The organism is Flavobacterium sp. I3-2 (assembly GCF_013389595.1).
GTDB lineage: Bacteria > Bacteroidota > Bacteroidia > Flavobacteriales > Flavobacteriaceae > Flavobacterium.
Window position 1 is genome coordinate 831,950 of record NZ_CP058306.1, and the last position, 16,531, is coordinate 848,480.

Below are 16,531 nucleotides of genomic sequence, written 5' to 3' on the forward strand. Positions count from 1 at the left end.
TAATTATTTTTTAAAAAATTTATCCATTATCATTGCAATAGCTCCATCTCCAGTCACATTTCCAGCCGTTCCGAAACTATCCATAGCGATATAAAGCGCAATCATCAACGCTTGATTTTGTGCATCAAAACCTAGCATTGTTCCAATAATTCCGATAGCTGCCATAATTGCGCCACCTGGAACACCAGGAGCAGCAACCATTGCAATTCCGAGCATTAATATAAATCCAGAAAAAGAGAAAAAATCAATTGGCATACCTTGAATCATCATTAAAGCAATACAACAAGCTACAATTTTCAACGTACTACCCGAAAGATGGATGGTAGCACAAAGTGGAACAACTAATTTTGCGATTGCGTCTGAAACTCCAATCTTTTGCACTTGTTTTAAAGTTACTGGAATAGTCGCTGCTGAAGATTGCGTACCCAAAGCAGTAAAATAAGCTGGTAACATCAATTTTAAACTCGTTATTGGATTTTTACCAGTAATCAGTCCAGCGACTATAAACTGAATTAAAAGTACGGCGATGTGCAAAATAAAAATAACAACAATTATTTTGGCAAACACATTCAAAATTACAAACGCTTGACCAGAATGTGTCATATTTAAAAATATTCCGAAAATGAAAATTGGCAAAAAAGGAATAATTACCTTTTCGATAATCATATTGATGATTTTTTCGAATTCCAAACTTGCTTGTAGTAAAACCGATTTTTGTATTTTCCCTAAACCAATTCCTACAATAAATGCAAATATTAATGCAGACATCACGTCCATAAATGGTGGAATAGCAATTTCAAAAAAGGGTTGAATTGCCTGATCTTCTGCAACTTGACTTATTTTTTGATTCTCAAGTAATTTTGGAAAGAATGCCATACTCGTTCCGAAAGAAAGAAAACCAGCAAACAAAGTCGACCCGTAAGCAATCAAAGCAGTTATTCCAACCATTTTACCAGCCTGATTCCCTAAATTACCGATAGAAGGAATTATTAAACCAACGATTATCAAAGGAATTATGAATCCCAAAAACTGACTAAAAAGTGCGTTGATTGTTACAAAAACACCAACGAAATTTGCATTTGCAACACTTCCGATTAATATTCCAAGTGCAATGGCAAGAATAACACGAAAAAGCAGATTGTTATAAAGCTTCATGAAAAATACATTATGTGAATAATGTTATCAAAGCTACAAAAATAAAAAATCGAAATATAGATAAAAAAGAAAAAACCCAAATCGAATGATTTGGGTTTTAATTTAAATTATTTTTTAAGTATTTTATTTAATAATTCTTGTTTCACCAACTCTTTATCTTTTAAAGACTTGATTTGCAAATTATGCTTATTTCCTTTAACAGACTTAGCTCTTGCTGATGCAACTGGAGAAATATCACCAACATAATTGAACAAAATATTATGAGTTCCCGTCACAGAAATATTAAAATCAGCAGTTGCAGGATTAGATTCTCCATCAAATGCATTGTAAGTAACAACACCAGTACCACCAGTAAATTGATCACTTACCATTAATTGACCGTTTATCAAAGCGGTCTCAATTGAATAATATGTATTCATATTAGCTCCAGGAAGCTCATAACTAACTAATTGATTATTTTCCACAACCGCAGGGGTATCAAATGAAACTGCAATATAGTTTTCAGAGGTTGAAGGATTATTTCCTGTCCATCCTTCTTGAATCCACCATATTGTATAACCTCCATTACCATCTGGAAAAGCATTAATAGCTCTCAATAAAGCACCGTTAATAACAACATTTGTTCCATTATATGAGTAATTTCCAACGCCTTCTATATCTAAAAAAGGATTTTCTTCAAAAGAAACTGTAACATAATCACTCGTAACGTTTTGGTATTTGGCACTAACCAACAAATCTGCTTCAACATCAGAAGTTAATGTATTTCCAGAAATTGCCACATCATCTACATAATAAGTTACACCACTCGTAATAGCAGCACCATCAAGTGTAGCTGATAACGTTATGACGTCACCTAAATATCCTGAAGTAGCACTTGCCGTAACAACTAAAGTTTGTGTCTGAGGCTCATTATCTTCTGGTTCTGGATTAGGTGTTACCGTTGTTGTACTATCATCACTTCCACAAGAGGTAACAGATAACGAACCTGTTAAAATCAAACTTAATGTTAAAATAGAATAAATAATTTTTTTCATAATATAATTATACTTTTTGTTTAGAAGACTAATTTATAAATTATTAATAAAGTAACAAATTTTTAATACATAAAAAAACCCAAATCAGAAGATTTGGGTTAGTCTATTTAAAATATCAAAAAAGATTATCCTAAAGCAACACGTTTGAATCCAGTGATTTCAACACCGAATTCTTTTACGTAATCAGCTACTTTTTTAGACTCATCTTTAATGAAGTTTTGGTCTAATAAACATTTCTCTTGATCTAATGTTGTATTATCAGAGATGAAACGAGCGATTTTACCTGGTAAGATTTTATCCCAAATTTGCTCTGGTTTTCCTTCTGCTTTTAATTCAGCTTTAGCAGCCTCTTCAGCTTTAGCTAAAACTTCGTCAGTAATTTGTGAGAAAGAAATGTATTGAGGAACATTTTTCAATGTTTTACCTAAACGCACTAATTCTTCATTTTCTTTAACGATTGCAGCAATACGAGCTTCAGTTTCAGATGCAACAAATGCAGGATCGAAATCTTTGTAAGATAAAGTTTCAGCACCCATTGAAGCAACTTGCATAGAAACATCTTTAGCTAAAGTTTCAGCTTTATCAATTGCAGCAGATAATGCAGTGATAGCAGCAATTTTGTTTACGTGAACGTAAGAACCGATAAATGCACCTTCTAATTTTTCGAAACCACCGATTTCGATTTTCTCACCGATAACTCCTGTTTGCTCAACTAATTTTTCAGCAACAGTCATTGTATCGTTATATGCAGAAGCTAAGAAATCTTCTTTAGTAGCAAAGTTGATTCCTTTATTAGCTAACTCATTAGCTAAAGCTACGAAACCTTCGTTTTTACCAACGAAATCAGTTTCACAGTTTAAAGTCATCACTAAACCAAGAGTTTTAGCTTCGTTAACAATAGCTACAGCAGCACCTTCAGCAGACTCACGGTCTGAACGGTTAGCAGCAACTTTTTGTCCTTTTTTACGTAAAACTTCGATTGCTTTATCGAAATCTCCTTCAGCTTCAACTAAAGCTTTTTTACAGTCCATCATTCCGGCACCTGTAGTTTGTCTCAATTTATTTACATCTGCAGCACTAATATTTGCCATTGTATATAGATTTAAAAGTGATTATTAATAAATTAAAAAAAGTCGTTATGGGATGACTCAAAAATATGAAACCATCAGCATAACGACTTTAAGATACTGTTAAGGATTACTCCTCAGTAGTTGCTTTTACTTCAACTTTAGCTGTTTCTTCTTTCTCAGATTTTCTTTCAGAATTTCCTTCAACGATAGCAGAAGTTACTAAAGATAATACTTTATCAATTGATTTAGAAGCATCGTCATTTGCTGGGATAACGAAATCAACCTGACGTGGATCAGAGTTAGTATCAACCATAGCAAACACTGGAATGTTTAATTTTTGAGCTTCTTTTACTGCGATATGTTCAGCTTTGATATCTACTACAAACAATGCAGCTGGTAAACGTGTCATATCAGCGATAGAACCTAAGTTTTTCTCTAATTTAGCACGTAAACGGTCAACTTGTAAACGCTCTTTTTTAGAAAGAGTCATGAATGTACCATCTTTTTTCATACGATCAATAGAAGCCATTTTTTTAACAGCTTTACGGATAGTTACGAAGTTAGTTAACATACCACCTGGCCATCTTTCAGTGATGTAAGGCATGTTAGCTGCTGCTGCTTTTTCAGCAACGATATCTTTTGCTTGTTTTTTAGTCGCTACGAATAATACTTTACGACCTGATGCTGCAATTTTCTTTAAAGCTTCATTAGCTTCTTCGATTTTTGCTGCAGTTTTATATAGATTGATAATGTGAATTCCATTACGTTCCATATAGATGTAAGGAGCCATGTTTGGATCCCATTTTCTAGTCATGTGTCCGAAGTGAACACCTGCTTCTAGTAATTCTTTTACTTCTACTTTGTTTGCCATTTTTGTAATAGTTTACGTTCTTGTGATTAGCAATGTTCCATAAGTTTTTAGACAAAAGTCTTATATACTTGGCTTCATTTAGATGCTAAACTACCTCCTGCCTCAGCAGGCGTGCAACAAAAACTTAGATTTTTTTAATAAATAATAATAAATATTAACGTTTAGAGAATTGGAATCTCTTACGAGCTTTCTTCTGACCGAATTTCTTACGCTCAACCATACGAGGGTCACGAGTTAATAATCCTTCTGGTTTTAAGATTGCTCTGTTTTCTGCGTCAACTTCACACATTGCTCTAGCAATAGCCATACGAACAGCTTCTGCTTGACCAGTTGTTCCACCACCATAAACATTTACTTTAACGTCAAAGTTAGCTCCATTTTCAGTCATTGTTAATGGTTGCATTACTTTGTATTGTAATGTTGCAGTTGGGAAATAAGTTGCGAAATCTTTTTTGTTAACTGTGATGTTACCAGTTCCTTCAGTAACATAAACACGAGCTACTGCAGTTTTTCTTCTTCCGATTTTGTGAATAACTCCCATTACTTAAGATCGTTTAAATTAACGGCTTTAGGTTGTTGCGCAGCATGTTTGTGCTCAGAACCTACATTTACATTTAAATTACGGAATAATTGTGCTCCTAATTTGTTTTTAGGCAACATTCCTTTTACAGCTTTCTCGATTAATAATGCAGGATTTTTTTGTTGCATTACTTTAGCTGTTAATTCTCTTTGACCACCTGGGTAACCTGTGTGACGGATATATGTTTTATCCTCTAATTTGTTACCTGTTAAGTTGATCTTTTCTGCGTTGATAATAATCACATTATCCCCACAGTCCACGTGAGGTGTATAACTTGGCTTGTACTTACCTCTAAGTAACATTGCTACTTTAGTTGCAAGACGTCCTAAGTTATGACCTTCAGCGTCAACAATAACCCACTCTTTTTGAGCAGTAGCTTTGTTTGTCGATACTGTTTTGTAGCTTAAACTTTCCACAATAAATTTATTTTAATTAAACATTCCATTCCCAATAAAGGGAGTGCAAAAGTACAAATAAAAATGAACTTACCAAATTTGTTGGTTCATTATTTTGTTGATAACTATCTTAATCATTTTTATTTTCCCCCTTTTTTAAAAATATTAAAAAAATAAAACTCACCTTTTTAATAAGATGAGTTTTATAAGTAATTTATTTTTTAATGTATTCTACAGCTACTGAATTTGTAAAATTATCTGAGCCAGCTACATTTATTTTAACAGGATAGTTTGCAGCATTATATTCGTAATTTAAATTTGAAAAATCCACCTCATTATCCGAAGTATTATCCCAAGTCATCTTTGTAATATTATTCACATTCAAATAATACCAATCATCCAAAATCACATAAAATGCCCATTGCGGAGTTTTTACATTTTTAAAAATTCCATTCTTATTATCATACTCAAATGTTTCTGTACCCTCAGCATCAACAAGTTTTGTTAAGTTCCCATTTGCATCATAAACCGTTGACAAATTTTCGCCTGAAATTAATCTTCCGTTTGAGTCAATGGTTACGACAGTTGTTTCTGTACTCGATCCCCAATTTGAAGTATTAACTTCTGTAATTGTCACTTCATTATTTTGATATGTAAATGTATAATCTCCCGTTGAAACATATGTTTGAGTATCTCCAACTTCAGTTGTGATTTCTTTTGCAGACACCAATTTACCACTTAGATATCCGAAAGTCACATGATTGGTATATGAACCATCATCATTAATTTCTTTTGATTCAATTAAACGATTTTCAGAATCGTAAACAAAAGTTTGTTTATTTTCAGTAGACTCGATTTTAGTAGGTAAATAAACCCCTGTGTCTTGCCCAACAGAATTATCGTCTGAATCATTACAAGAAACTACTGCTAATGTAGATAACATTAAAGCAGATAATAAAATCTTTTTCATAATTTTTTTATTGCAAAAATCTAAATTTACACAATAAAAAAACTCACTGATTATAGTGAGTTTTTAACATATTTATTTAAAAAATTAATGCGCAGCTAACCAATCATTTCCTACACCTATTTCAACTTCTAACGGAACTACTAATTTAAATGCATTTTCCATTTCTTGTTTTATCATCGGTTTGATTGCTTCTAATTCTTCTTTTAGCACATCAAACACCAATTCATCGTGCACTTGAAGTAACATTTTTGATTTCCAATTTTCAGCTTTCAAACGTTTATGAATATTAATCATGGCAATCTTAATAATATCTGCAGCCGAACCTTGAATCGGTGCATTTACCGCATTACGTTCTGCGCCACTACGAACCATTGCATTACCTGAATGAATATCTTTCAAATAACGACGACGTCCCGAAACCGTTTGCACATAACCATATTCCTGTGCAAAAGTAATTTGGTCTTGAATGTAAGTTTTTAATTTTGGATAATTCGCATAATAAGCCTCAATCAAATCTTTACTTTCTGAACGCGTAAGATTCGTTTGTTGACTTAATCCGAATGCAGAAACTCCATATATTATTCCAAAGTTTACTGTTTTTGCATGACTACGTTGCTCACGCGTTACCTCATCTAAAGCCACATTGAAAACCTTAGCTGCCGTTGAACGGTGAATATCTTCGTTACGTTGAAACGACTCAATCATATTCGGTTCACCACTTAAAGCAGCGATAATTCGTAATTCGATTTGAGAATAATCGGCAGAAACCAACACGTGATTTTCATCTCGCGCAATGAAAGCTTTACGTACTTTTTGCCCACGCTCGGTACGAACGGGAATATTTTGCAAGTTTGGATTATTCGAACTCAAACGACCTGTTGCTGCAACCGCTTGCATATAATCGGTATGTACGCGATTGGTTTTTGCATCAACTTGTAAAGGCAACGCATCTACGTACGTATTTTGCAATTTTACAATCTGACGCCATTCTAAAATATCTTTTACAATTTGATGTTCTCCAGCTAAATCACTTAGAATTTCCTCACCTGTTGCATATTGACCAGTTTTTGTTTTCTTAGGTTTTGAACCACCGATTTTTAATTTATCAAAAAGAATATCTCCTAATTGTTTTGGCGAAGCTAGATTGAAAATTTCTCCGGCCGTTTCGAATATTCGAGCTTCTAAAGCACTCGCTTCAACCGTTAATTCTTCTGATAATTGTTTTAAATAATCGATATCTAATCGGATGCCTTCCGCTTCCATATCAGCCAAAACAGAAATCAACGGAACTTCAATTTTATCAAACAATTCTTTGGTTTGCGATTGTTCTAATCTTGGTTCAAAAACTTCTTTTAACTGAAAGGTAATATCGGCATCTTCACCAGCATATTCTTTAATATCTTCTAATGCAACATCGCGCATTGTTTTTTGTCCTTTTCCTTTTTTACCGATTAAATCTTCGATTGGTTTTGGACTGTATTTCAAATAGGTTTCAGCTAAAACATCCATGTTATGACGCATATCCGGATTAATCAAATAATGCGCAATCATCGTATCGAAAATAAATCCTTTTACATCAATGTTGTATTTTTTTAAAACCTTAATATCGTATTTTAAGTTCTGACCGATTTTTACAATGTTTTCGTTTTCAAAAAACGGACGTAAAATTTCAATCAATTCTTGAGCTTCTTTGCTACTTTCCGGAAACGGAATATAATACGCACTTCCTTTTTCGTAAGAAAATGCAATACCGACTAACTCCGCATTATTTGCATCTAAACCGGTAGTTTCAGTATCAAAACAAACTTCTTTTTGCTCTAATAATGTTTTTACAAAAAGTTTGGTAGGAAAAGCACCTTCTACATATTGATAAAAATGTGAGGTTGTTGCCAAAGTTCCGTAATAACCTTCGTCTGTAATTTTTTCTTCAGAATCACCAACTTCAAACAAGGAAATTTGGTCGTCTGTTTTTTTAGGTTTTGATGTTGGAGCAGCCACATTTTCGACAACCACAGCTTCATCAGCAAAAATTTTATCAAATTGTTCGCGCATTCTACGGAATTCTAATTCCATAAAAATCGCATCTGACTTTTCAACATCAGGTTTATCTAATTTATACGCATCGGCGTCAAAAGTAACCGGGCAATCTAAAAGAATGGTTGCTAATTTCTTAGAAAGCAAACCTTGCTCTTTCGAAGCTTCGATTTTTTCTTTCATTTTACCTTTTAACTGATGGGTGTTTTCTAATAAATTTTCCATCGTACCATATTCAGCCAAAAGTTTCTTAGCCGTTTTTTCGCCAACGCCAGGCAATCCAGGGATATTATCCACAGCGTCACCCATCATACCAAGAAAATCAATTACCTGTTCTGGACGTTCGATTTCGAATTTAGCTTTCACTTCTTCAACACCCCAAATTTCGATATCGTTACCCATTCGCGCTGGCTTGTACATGAAAATATTTTCAGAAACCAACTGCGCATAATCTTTATCTGGCGTAACCATAAAAACTTGAAAACCTTCTTTTTCTGCTTGTTTCGAAAGCGTTCCGATTAAATCATCAGCTTCGATTCCGGGCACTTCAATGATTGGAATATGCATCGCTTGAAGAATTTCTTGAATGTATGGAACTGCAATTTTAATTGCTTCGGGAGTTTCGTCACGATTAGCTTTGTAAGCAGGGAAAATTTCATTTCTAAAATCGCTTCCGCCTTTATCAAAAGCAACCGCTAAATAATTCGGACGCTCTCTTTTAATGACATCCAACAAAGAATTCATAAATCCTAAAATGGCAGAAGTGTCCATTCCTTTGGAATTTATTCTCGGATTTTTAATAAAGGCATAATATCCTCTGAAAATCAATGCGTATGCATCTAGTAAAAAAAGGCGTTTTTGTGACATAATCGTTTCTTATAATTTTCAAAAATACGAAGATTAAATAAAAAATATCATGTTAAATAAAAAACAAAAAGCATCATCTTAATTTAGATATACTTTATTTTTGAAATAAAATTCAGAAATAATGCGCTTTGCAATTCCAATCATACTTTTAATCATCCTTGAATATTACAGTTTTATAGCTTTAAATTCTTTAAACCGAAGTAAAACTTTTACTATTTTGTACTTCGTAATAACCATTGTATTGTATTTATACATCGGTTATAATTTTTATAACACCAATTTTTCAAAAGGGCAATCTCACAAAAGTATGTTTTTGATGAGCATCGTACTTTTAATTCTTTTACCAAAATTGATTCTTGCTGTTCCAATGTTGATTCAGGATATTTTGCGAGTATTTTTTGGAATTGGTAGAAAAATCGCCGGAACTGAAACTACATCATTTTTACCCGAACGTAGAAAATTTGTATCGCAAGTTGCATTAGGAATTGCTGCCATTCCGTTTCTATCAATTATTTACGGAATGGCAAAAGGTAAATACAACTTCAAAGTGATGAAACAAACCATTTATTTTGATGATTTACCTGAAGCTTTTGACGGATTCAAAATCACTCAAATTTCAGATATTCACTCAGGGAGTTTAGATGATGTTGAGAAAATTCAATACGCGGTAAATTTAATAAACGAACAAGATTCGGATGTTTTTGTCTTCACGGGAGATTTGGTAAATAGCTTGGCAGAAGAAATGAATCCATGGATTGATGTTTTATCGAAAATTAAAAAACATCCTTTTGGAAATTATTCTATCTTAGGAAATCACGATTATGGCGAATATGTAAAGTTTGACACCAACGAAGAGAAAATCAAAAACTTTGAAGCGATTAAAAACAGTCATCAAAAAATTGGTTGGCGTTTGTTACTAAACGAAAACGTAACTTTCACAAAAGATAACGAAATCATTAATTTAGTAGGTGTTGAAAACTGGGGATTAAAATTTAAAAAAGCAGGCGATTTAACTTTGGCGAGTACCAATTTAAAACCCAAAACTTTTAAAATATTATTATCGCACGACCCGTCACATTGGGAAGCAGAAGTGGTTGAAAACCCAATGAATTATGGACTTACTTTATCTGGTCATACACACGGAATGCAATTTGGAATTGAAATTCCAGGTTATTTTCAGTGGAGTCCAGTTAAATATGTTTATCCACAATGGGCAGGATTATACCAAAAAGCCAAAAACTATATTTATGTAAATCGAGGGTTTGGTTTTCATGCTTTCGCGGGTCGTGTTGGAATCAATCCAGAAATTACAGTTCTTGAATTAAAAAAATCAAGATAAATAAACCGTAATTCATCAAAAAGCGTAATTTTGTAAAACAAACAAAAATCAACTTATGTCGAAATTCGGAGATTTAATCAATACAACCACACCTGTTTTAATACATTTCTCAACTGATAACAATCCAGAATGTATTCAAATGCATGCTATTATTGAAGAAATTGCATTAGAAATGGGCGAGAAATTGGTTATCATTAAAATTGACATCCAAAAAAACAAAGAATTAACAGAAGCACTTCGAATTAAATCTGCGCCAACCTTAATGGTTTATAAAAATGGTGCCATGGTTTGGAGACAATCTGGAATTACAGATAAAGCTTCGTTAATTATGATTGCGAAAGCCTTCAATTAATTGTTTCAAAAGAGTAACCTGATTTAAGTAATTTTTCAATTACCGAAGACAAACTACCCGAAAGATTTTTCGACGCTTTTATGCTATCGTGAAATATGATTATACTTCCGGACGTAACATGCTGCATTACATTTTGCTCACAGTTTTCTGGAAGTAAATTCAAATCATAATCGATACTTAAAACATCCCACATAATAATCTTAAAACCCAACTTTCGTAATTTGTACGATTGCTTGGGTTTTATTTTTCCGTAAGGCGGACGAAATAATTTTATAGATAAATTTGTATGCTTTAAAATTTCATTTTCAGTTTCAAGCACATTTTCGATATAATCTTTGGTTTTGGTTTTCCAACCGTTTAAATGATTGAACGAATGATTTGCAACTTGATGCCCTTCAGCAACAATTTGTTTAAAAACTTCTGGATATTTTCTTACATTATCTCCTATACAAAAAAACGTAGCTTTAATATTATATTGTTTTAAAACAGATAAAACCCAAGGCGTTACTTCAGGAATTGGACCATCATCAAAAGTCAAAAATATTTTTTTTTCATCGTTTGGAATATTCCAAATTTGGTTATAAAAAATGGTTTTAATTATTGATGGAATTTTCGCTTGCATTTTATAACTAGATTTTCGATTTGTAAAAAATTTGAGAATAGCTTTAACGATTGTAAAGTTAAAAATTGATTTTTTATAATTTGTTAAAGTAACTTATAAAACGAAACTCCGTCAGCATTCAGAACGCTGACAGGTTAATCCTATATTTTTTCACAAAGTTGTTAGATCAACAAAAAAACTATTTTTTCACAACCTTATAACTTCCTACTTTTCCATTTGACTGAACATTTACAATATATACCCCAGATGACCAATTTTCAGTATTGATTTCAAGGGTTGTTTCTGACAGATTGTTTTGTTGTTGTATTTTTTGTCCTAACATATTGTATATTTCAATAGTATCGTTAGTTGAAAAACCATCTAAATTTTCTATAACCAAATAATTTACTGTAGGATTTGGATATACCTTTACATTTTCTAATTGAAATGTATCTGTTGATAAAGGAGTTTTATCAAATAAACTGATTATAAATCCTCCGTAATTTGAGTAACTTTCTGAAGTAGTTAAAGGGTTTCCTTGAGTGATTAAATCTGTAGGGTTTGGATAATTATTTATATATGTTAAAGAAAAATATCCCGTATTTCTTGGAATAATCATAGCTGTAGCATCTTGTCCCTGCAATCCATAATACGTTCCATACAACAAATTTGTACCGTTTTGAGATAAAATTTGATGATAACCGTCAAAATTTATTCCTAAACCGTTAATATTTGTAGGGTTTTTTGTAACTTGGTACGCATCAGCTGTTGCTATACCTGTAGTTTGTTGAGTTGCACCAAATAAAAATACATTTCCGCTTAAATCTAAATTAAAATTTTGTTCATCTGTATAATTGCTCCAAAGTCTTGTTCCAGTATTGGATAATTTAGTTAAAACATTTGTCTTTGGAGTTCCGAAATACGCTCCTTCTGTAGCAGTTAACCCATTGCCATGATGCAACACATAAATAGCATTACCAAAAGTACGTAGTCCATAAGTAAATGTTGTACTCAAATACGTACCCCAAGCTCGAGTACCATCGGTATTAAATACATTTACAAAAGTTTTAGACCCATTTAAACTCCCAACATTTTCTAAAAGTGCTCCTGGAGTACTAAAAAAAGTAGGATTTGTTATTTCAAAACTTGTATTTTTATTCATACTACCTACTATTACCAATTGATTATTTACTACATCTATATTAGATATAGATGTGCGATGATTGCAAAAAAAGGTTTTCCATAGCAATTGACCGCCGCTATCTAATTTTGTGATAATTGGAGCTCTAAAATCAAAAGTAAAAGCTTCCGCGGCGGTAGCAGTGGTCTGAAAAGGTGCATTGGGTAAGGTTTCTGTTATAGGTAAATAGGCAATAAAATAGATATTCCCTAAAGCATCTGTTGTAGTCACTTTTTTTGCATAGCTTCCATGTTCAAAATTATCCGTATACGTACAAAAAACTAAGGTTCCGTTTGCATCAAATTTTGCTAAAAAACCATTCGTTCCTGATTCTAGATTTTGATTTGGGTCAAAAGTAGGCTTTACACATTAGCTGTGGTAAAATTTTGCGTTTCTGATGTCTTACCAGAAGCATAAAAATTACCTTGGGTATCTCGATGAAGTTCATGAATTGTAGTATTTGTTGCTGTACCTAAGGTTGCAAATTCGATGGGTGTGGAATTCGGTAAATTATAATATACAATTTTATTGTCTGACGGATAATATAAATCTATATCGTTTACTAAATAAGAAGAATATTCAAATATATTCGAATTAAATCCCGAATTTACCGCCCAAATGCGATCGTAACTACTTTGTGCAAAAACAGAAAACGAGAAAAGAAGTAAAAGGTAAGAATATATTTTTTTCATATCATTTTTTTTAAAATTTTCAATTACATTATTTTTTCACAACCTTATAACTTCCTACTTTTCCATTTGACTGAACATTTACAATGTATACCCCAGAAGACCAATTTTTAGTATTGATTTCAATAGTTGTTTCTGAAAGATTGTTTTGTTGTTGTATTTTTTGTCCTAACATATTGTAAATTTCAATAGTATCGTTAGTTGAAAAACCATCTAAATTTTCTATAACCAAATAATTTATCGTAGGATTTGGATATACCTTTACATTTTCTAGTTGAAATGTATCTGTTGCTAAAGGAGTTTTATCAAATAAACTGATTATCAAACCTCCATAATTTGAATAATTTTCAGAAGTTGTCAATGGATTTCCTTGGGTAATAAAATCTGTTGGGCTTAGATAATTATTTATATAACCTAAAGAAATATATCCCGTATTTCTAGGAATAATCATACTGGTTCCATCTTGCCCTTGCAATCCATAATACGTTCCATACAACAAATTTGTACCGTTTTGAGATAAAATTTGATGATAACCGTCAAAATTTATTCCTAAACCGTTAATATTTGTAGGGTTTTTTGTAACTTGGTACGCATCAGCTGTTGCTATACCTGTAGTTTGTTGAGTTGCACCAAATAAAAATACATTTCCGCTTAAATCTAAATTAAAATTTTGTTCATCTGTATAATTGCTCCAAAGTCTTGTTCCGGTATTGGATAATTTAGTTAAAACATTTGTCTTCGGTGTCCCAAAATACGCTCCTTCTGTAGCAGTTAATCCACTGCCTTGATGCAATACATAGATAGCGTTACCAAAAGTACGTAGTCCATGAATAAAAGTTGTACTCAAATACGTACCCCAAGCTCGTGTACCATCTTCATTAAAAACATTTACAAAAGTTTTAGACCCATTTAAATTCCCAACATTTTCTAAAAGTGCCCCTGGAGTACTAAAAAAAGTAGGATTTGTCATTTCAAAACCTGTATTTTTATTCATTTGTCCTGCAATCACCAGCTGATTGTTTACTACATTTATATTCTGGATAAATGTGCGATGATGGCAAAAGAATGTTTTCCATAGCAATTGACCATTACTGTTTAATTTTGTGATAATTGGAGCTTTAGAATCATCCACAAAAGCTTCTGCGGAAGTAACAGAGGTCTGAAAAGGTGCATTAGGTAAGGTTTCTGTTATAGGTAAATAGGCAATAAAATAGATATTCCCTAAAGCATCTGTTGTAGTCACTTTTTTTGCCATGCCACCTTGTTCCAAAATATCCGTATACGTACAAAAAACTAAGCCTCCGTTTGCATCAAATTTTGCTAAAAAATCATTCGTTCCTGATTCTACATTTTGTATTGGATCAAAAGTAGGCTTATACACATTAGCTGTAGTAAAATTTTGTATTTCTGATGTCTTACCAGAGGCATAAAAATTACCTTGAGCATCACGATGAAGTTCATCAATTTTAGTTGTTGTTGCTGTACCTAAAGTAGCAAACTCGATAGGTGTGGTATTTTGTAAATCATAATATACAATTTTATTGTCTGACGGATAATACAAATCTGTATCGTTTACTAAATAAGAAGAATAATTAAAGTTATTAGAAATTAACCCAGAATTTACTGCCCAAATGCGATCGTAACTACTTTGTGAAAAAACAGAAAACGAGAAAAGGAATAAAAGTAACAAGTATATTTTTTTCATAAAAAAAACAGATTTACAATAATAAAATTACATATATCATAAACTTACAAAAAATATTTAACCAAAAGACAACAATGTAGCTAATTCATGTCTTTTTAGCCCAGATTGCAGCGGCGTCCTTTTATGTAACGTAGTGAAATAAAAGATATAGCGGAAAGCTGGAAATAGCTTCAAATTAATTTAACATCAATAAAATGGATTATTTAAAAAACGAACGCAATTAAAAAATAAAAACCCACAAGAAACGATACCTTGCAGGTTTTTGAAACATAAATTGGATAAAAAATTTTATTTTACGCCACCACCTAAAGCTTTATACAACTGAACTACTGCTGCCAGTTTTGTATATTTAGTTGTAGCAATATTCAACTGTGCGTTTAAAGCACTTTCGTTTGCAGTTAAAACTTCGATATAACTTGCCATACCATTATTTAATAACTCTGTTGAATACTCAACCGCTTTTAAATAATTAGCCGCTTCTTGCTCTTTTAAAACAATTTTCTTGTCCATAGCTTCGTAAGTATACAAAGCGTCAGAAACTTCTTTTGAAGCTGTGTAAATCGCTTTTTGATAATTAATCAAAGCTTTTTCTTGATTGGTTTGACTCACTTTATAATCGGTACGAATTTGTCCACGATTAAAAATCGGAGCTGCTAAACCTCCAACGATGTTTGCAAAAAACGAAGATGGGTCAAAAAGCTTCGATGCATCAACCGATTGCAATCCTCCAGATGCTGTGATTCGCAAAGTTGGATAAAAAGAAGCACGCGCCACATTGGTCATTTCAAAAGCGTTCATAACACTAAATTCTGCAGCAACTACATCTGGACGATTTGCTAACAATTGTGCAGGAACACCTATTTTTGTATCAATTGATAAGTTTTGTTCTGCTAAAGTTGTACGTTCAATCGCATGTGGCATATCTCCCAACAACAAACACAAAATATTTTCTTGAAGTTTGATGTTGTTTTCGATATCTAACAACAATCCTTTTGCATTAATCAATTGCGCCTCGGTTTGACGAACGGCAACTTCAGTTACCACACCTGCATCTTTTAATGCAATGTTTGTATTCAAACTTTTGGTTCTATTGTCAATTGTTTCTTCAGTAAATTTCTTTTGCTCATCTAAAGCTAATAATTGATAATAGCTTGTTGCTATACTACTTATCAACTGTGTTTTTACGGCTTGATGCGCTGCTACACTTTGTAAATACGAAGCTTGTAATGCTTTTTTCTGGCTGGTAATTTTCCCCCAAACATCAGCTTCCCAAGCTAAACTTCCAGTGATATCGAACTGGTCTAAACGCTGACGACGTCCGATAATTCGTCCCATTTGTGTATTTAGTGAATTTACAGAATGTGTGTAATTTCCACCAATATTCAAAGTTGGAAAATATCCCATTTTACCTTGCGTTGCATAAGCTTCTGCGGCCTCAATATTTTGGATTGCTGTACGGATATCCATATTGTTATCTAATCCGTAAGTAATATATCCTTGTAATTTAGCATCGGTAAAAACTTCATTCCAAGGTAAACTTGCCATAGATAAACTATCTGTAGGAAGATTTTCAGTACGGAAATTTTCTTCGATAACCATTTCTGGTCGTTCGTAATTTTTGGTAGCAATACACGATTGTAAAGTAATGGCTACCAAAGCTAATGAAGCGGTTCTATATATAAGTTTCAT

Annotated in this window: 15 protein-coding genes; 2 read left to right on the plus strand and 13 right to left on the minus strand. The window is 32.6% G+C overall.

Features of this window, described 5'->3' with window-relative positions; translation table 11 throughout:
- Nucleotides 1-3 precede the first annotated feature (3 nt).
- The 8 genes from HW119_RS04000 to polA form a co-directional block, all read right to left on the minus strand.
- Nucleotides 4-1,155, minus strand: coding sequence for a dicarboxylate/amino acid:cation symporter (locus HW119_RS04000; RefSeq protein ID WP_177761394.1), 1,152 nt, complete (start codon nucleotides 1,153-1,155; stop codon nucleotides 4-6).
- Nucleotides 1,156-1,262: 107 nt separating this feature from the next.
- Nucleotides 1,263-2,189, minus strand: a complete 927-nt coding sequence (locus HW119_RS04005) for a hypothetical protein (protein ID WP_177761395.1) — start codon at nucleotides 2,187-2,189, stop codon at nucleotides 1,263-1,265.
- Between the two features lie 125 nt (nucleotides 2,190-2,314).
- Nucleotides 2,315-3,280, minus strand: a complete 966-nt coding sequence (gene tsf, locus HW119_RS04010) for a translation elongation factor Ts (RefSeq protein WP_177761397.1) — start codon at nucleotides 3,278-3,280, stop codon at nucleotides 2,315-2,317.
- Nucleotides 3,281-3,386: 106 nt separating this feature from the next.
- On the minus strand, nucleotides 3,387-4,130 hold the full coding sequence (gene rpsB, locus HW119_RS04015) for a 30S ribosomal protein S2 (protein WP_177761399.1): 744 nt from the start codon (nucleotides 4,128-4,130) through the stop codon (nucleotides 3,387-3,389).
- 154 nt (nucleotides 4,131-4,284) lie between these two features.
- Nucleotides 4,285-4,671 carry a 30S ribosomal protein S9 gene (gene rpsI, locus HW119_RS04020; RefSeq protein WP_177761401.1) on the minus strand — a complete coding sequence of 129 codons (387 nt, stop codon included), beginning with the start codon at nucleotides 4,669-4,671 and terminating at the stop codon, nucleotides 4,285-4,287.
- Entirely contained in the window at nucleotides 4,671-5,126 is a 456-nt protein-coding gene (gene rplM / locus HW119_RS04025; protein ID WP_177761403.1) for a 50S ribosomal protein L13, read from the minus strand. Before rplM ends, rpsI begins: the two co-directional genes overlap by 1 nt.
- 193 nt (nucleotides 5,127-5,319) lie before the next feature.
- Nucleotides 5,320-6,075 (minus strand): hypothetical protein, encoded by a 756-nt coding sequence (locus HW119_RS04030; protein WP_177761405.1) that lies wholly within the window; start codon nucleotides 6,073-6,075, stop codon nucleotides 5,320-5,322.
- An 84-nt stretch (nucleotides 6,076-6,159) separates the two neighbouring features.
- Nucleotides 6,160-8,976: a DNA polymerase I gene (gene polA, locus HW119_RS04035; protein WP_410503972.1), complete on the minus strand. Its 2,817-nt coding sequence runs from the start codon at nucleotides 8,974-8,976 to the stop codon at nucleotides 6,160-6,162.
- A 121-nt stretch (nucleotides 8,977-9,097) separates the two neighbouring features.
- On the opposite strand from polA, the gene HW119_RS04040 reads away from it, so the two are divergent.
- Together HW119_RS04040 and HW119_RS04045 are read left to right on the plus strand one after the other, a co-directional pair.
- On the plus strand, nucleotides 9,098-10,315 hold the full coding sequence (locus tag HW119_RS04040) for a metallophosphoesterase (RefSeq protein WP_177761407.1): 1,218 nt from the start codon (nucleotides 9,098-9,100) through the stop codon (nucleotides 10,313-10,315).
- Between the two features lie 55 nt (nucleotides 10,316-10,370).
- Complete coding sequence (locus tag HW119_RS04045) at nucleotides 10,371-10,667, plus strand: thioredoxin family protein (protein WP_177761409.1); 297 nt, start codon at nucleotides 10,371-10,373, stop codon at nucleotides 10,665-10,667.
- Here HW119_RS04045 and HW119_RS04050 read toward each other — a convergent pair.
- The 5 genes from HW119_RS04050 to HW119_RS04070 form a co-directional block, all read right to left on the minus strand.
- Nucleotides 10,660-11,289, minus strand: coding sequence for a polysaccharide deacetylase family protein (locus HW119_RS04050; protein ID WP_177761412.1), 630 nt, complete (start codon nucleotides 11,287-11,289; stop codon nucleotides 10,660-10,662). The genes HW119_RS04045 and HW119_RS04050 overlap by 8 nt on opposite strands.
- Nucleotides 11,290-11,467: 178 nt before the next feature.
- On the minus strand, nucleotides 11,468-12,679 hold the full coding sequence (locus HW119_RS04055; protein ID WP_177761414.1) for a T9SS type A sorting domain-containing protein: 1,212 nt from the start codon (nucleotides 12,677-12,679) through the stop codon (nucleotides 11,468-11,470).
- 131 nt (nucleotides 12,680-12,810) lie between these two features.
- On the minus strand, nucleotides 12,811-13,140 hold the full coding sequence (locus tag HW119_RS04060) for a hypothetical protein (protein ID WP_177761416.1): 330 nt from the start codon (nucleotides 13,138-13,140) through the stop codon (nucleotides 12,811-12,813).
- A gap of 28 nt (nucleotides 13,141-13,168) precedes the next feature.
- Complete coding sequence (locus HW119_RS04065; RefSeq protein ID WP_177761418.1) at nucleotides 13,169-14,842, minus strand: T9SS type A sorting domain-containing protein; 1,674 nt, start codon at nucleotides 14,840-14,842, stop codon at nucleotides 13,169-13,171.
- A 288-nt stretch (nucleotides 14,843-15,130) separates the two neighbouring features.
- Nucleotides 15,131-16,531, minus strand: a complete 1,401-nt coding sequence (locus HW119_RS04070) for an efflux transporter outer membrane subunit (RefSeq protein ID WP_177761420.1) — start codon at nucleotides 16,529-16,531, stop codon at nucleotides 15,131-15,133.

Bases quoted from the DNA above. Each gene is read 5' to 3' on its own strand.
- HW119_RS04040 (WP_177761407.1), top strand. From the start codon at position 9,098: ATGCGCTTTGCAATTCCAATCATACTTTTAATCATCCTTGAATATTAC.
- HW119_RS04050 (WP_177761412.1), bottom strand. From the start codon at position 11,289: ATGCAAGCGAAAATTCCATCAATAATTAAAACCATTTTTTATAACCAA.
- HW119_RS04005 (WP_177761395.1), bottom strand. From the start codon at position 2,189: ATGAAAAAAATTATTTATTCTATTTTAACATTAAGTTTGATTTTAACA.
- HW119_RS04030 (WP_177761405.1), bottom strand. From the start codon at position 6,075: ATGAAAAAGATTTTATTATCTGCTTTAATGTTATCTACATTAGCAGTA.
- tsf (WP_177761397.1), bottom strand. From the start codon at position 3,280: ATGGCAAATATTAGTGCTGCAGATGTAAATAAATTGAGACAAACTACA.
- HW119_RS04070 (WP_177761420.1), bottom strand. From the start codon at position 16,531: ATGAAACTTATATATAGAACCGCTTCATTAGCTTTGGTAGCCATTACT.
- HW119_RS04065 (WP_177761418.1), bottom strand. From the start codon at position 14,842: ATGAAAAAAATATACTTGTTACTTTTATTCCTTTTCTCGTTTTCTGTT.
- HW119_RS04060 (WP_177761416.1), bottom strand. From the start codon at position 13,140: ATGAAAAAAATATATTCTTACCTTTTACTTCTTTTCTCGTTTTCTGTT.
- HW119_RS04045 (WP_177761409.1), top strand. From the start codon at position 10,371: ATGTCGAAATTCGGAGATTTAATCAATACAACCACACCTGTTTTAATA.
- rpsI (WP_177761401.1), bottom strand. From the start codon at position 4,671: ATGGGAGTTATTCACAAAATCGGAAGAAGAAAAACTGCAGTAGCTCGT.
- HW119_RS04000 (WP_177761394.1), bottom strand. From the start codon at position 1,155: ATGAAGCTTTATAACAATCTGCTTTTTCGTGTTATTCTTGCCATTGCA.
- rpsB (WP_177761399.1), bottom strand. From the start codon at position 4,130: ATGGCAAACAAAGTAGAAGTAAAAGAATTACTAGAAGCAGGTGTTCAC.
- polA (WP_410503972.1), bottom strand. From the start codon at position 8,976: ATGTCACAAAAACGCCTTTTTTTACTAGATGCATACGCATTGATTTTC.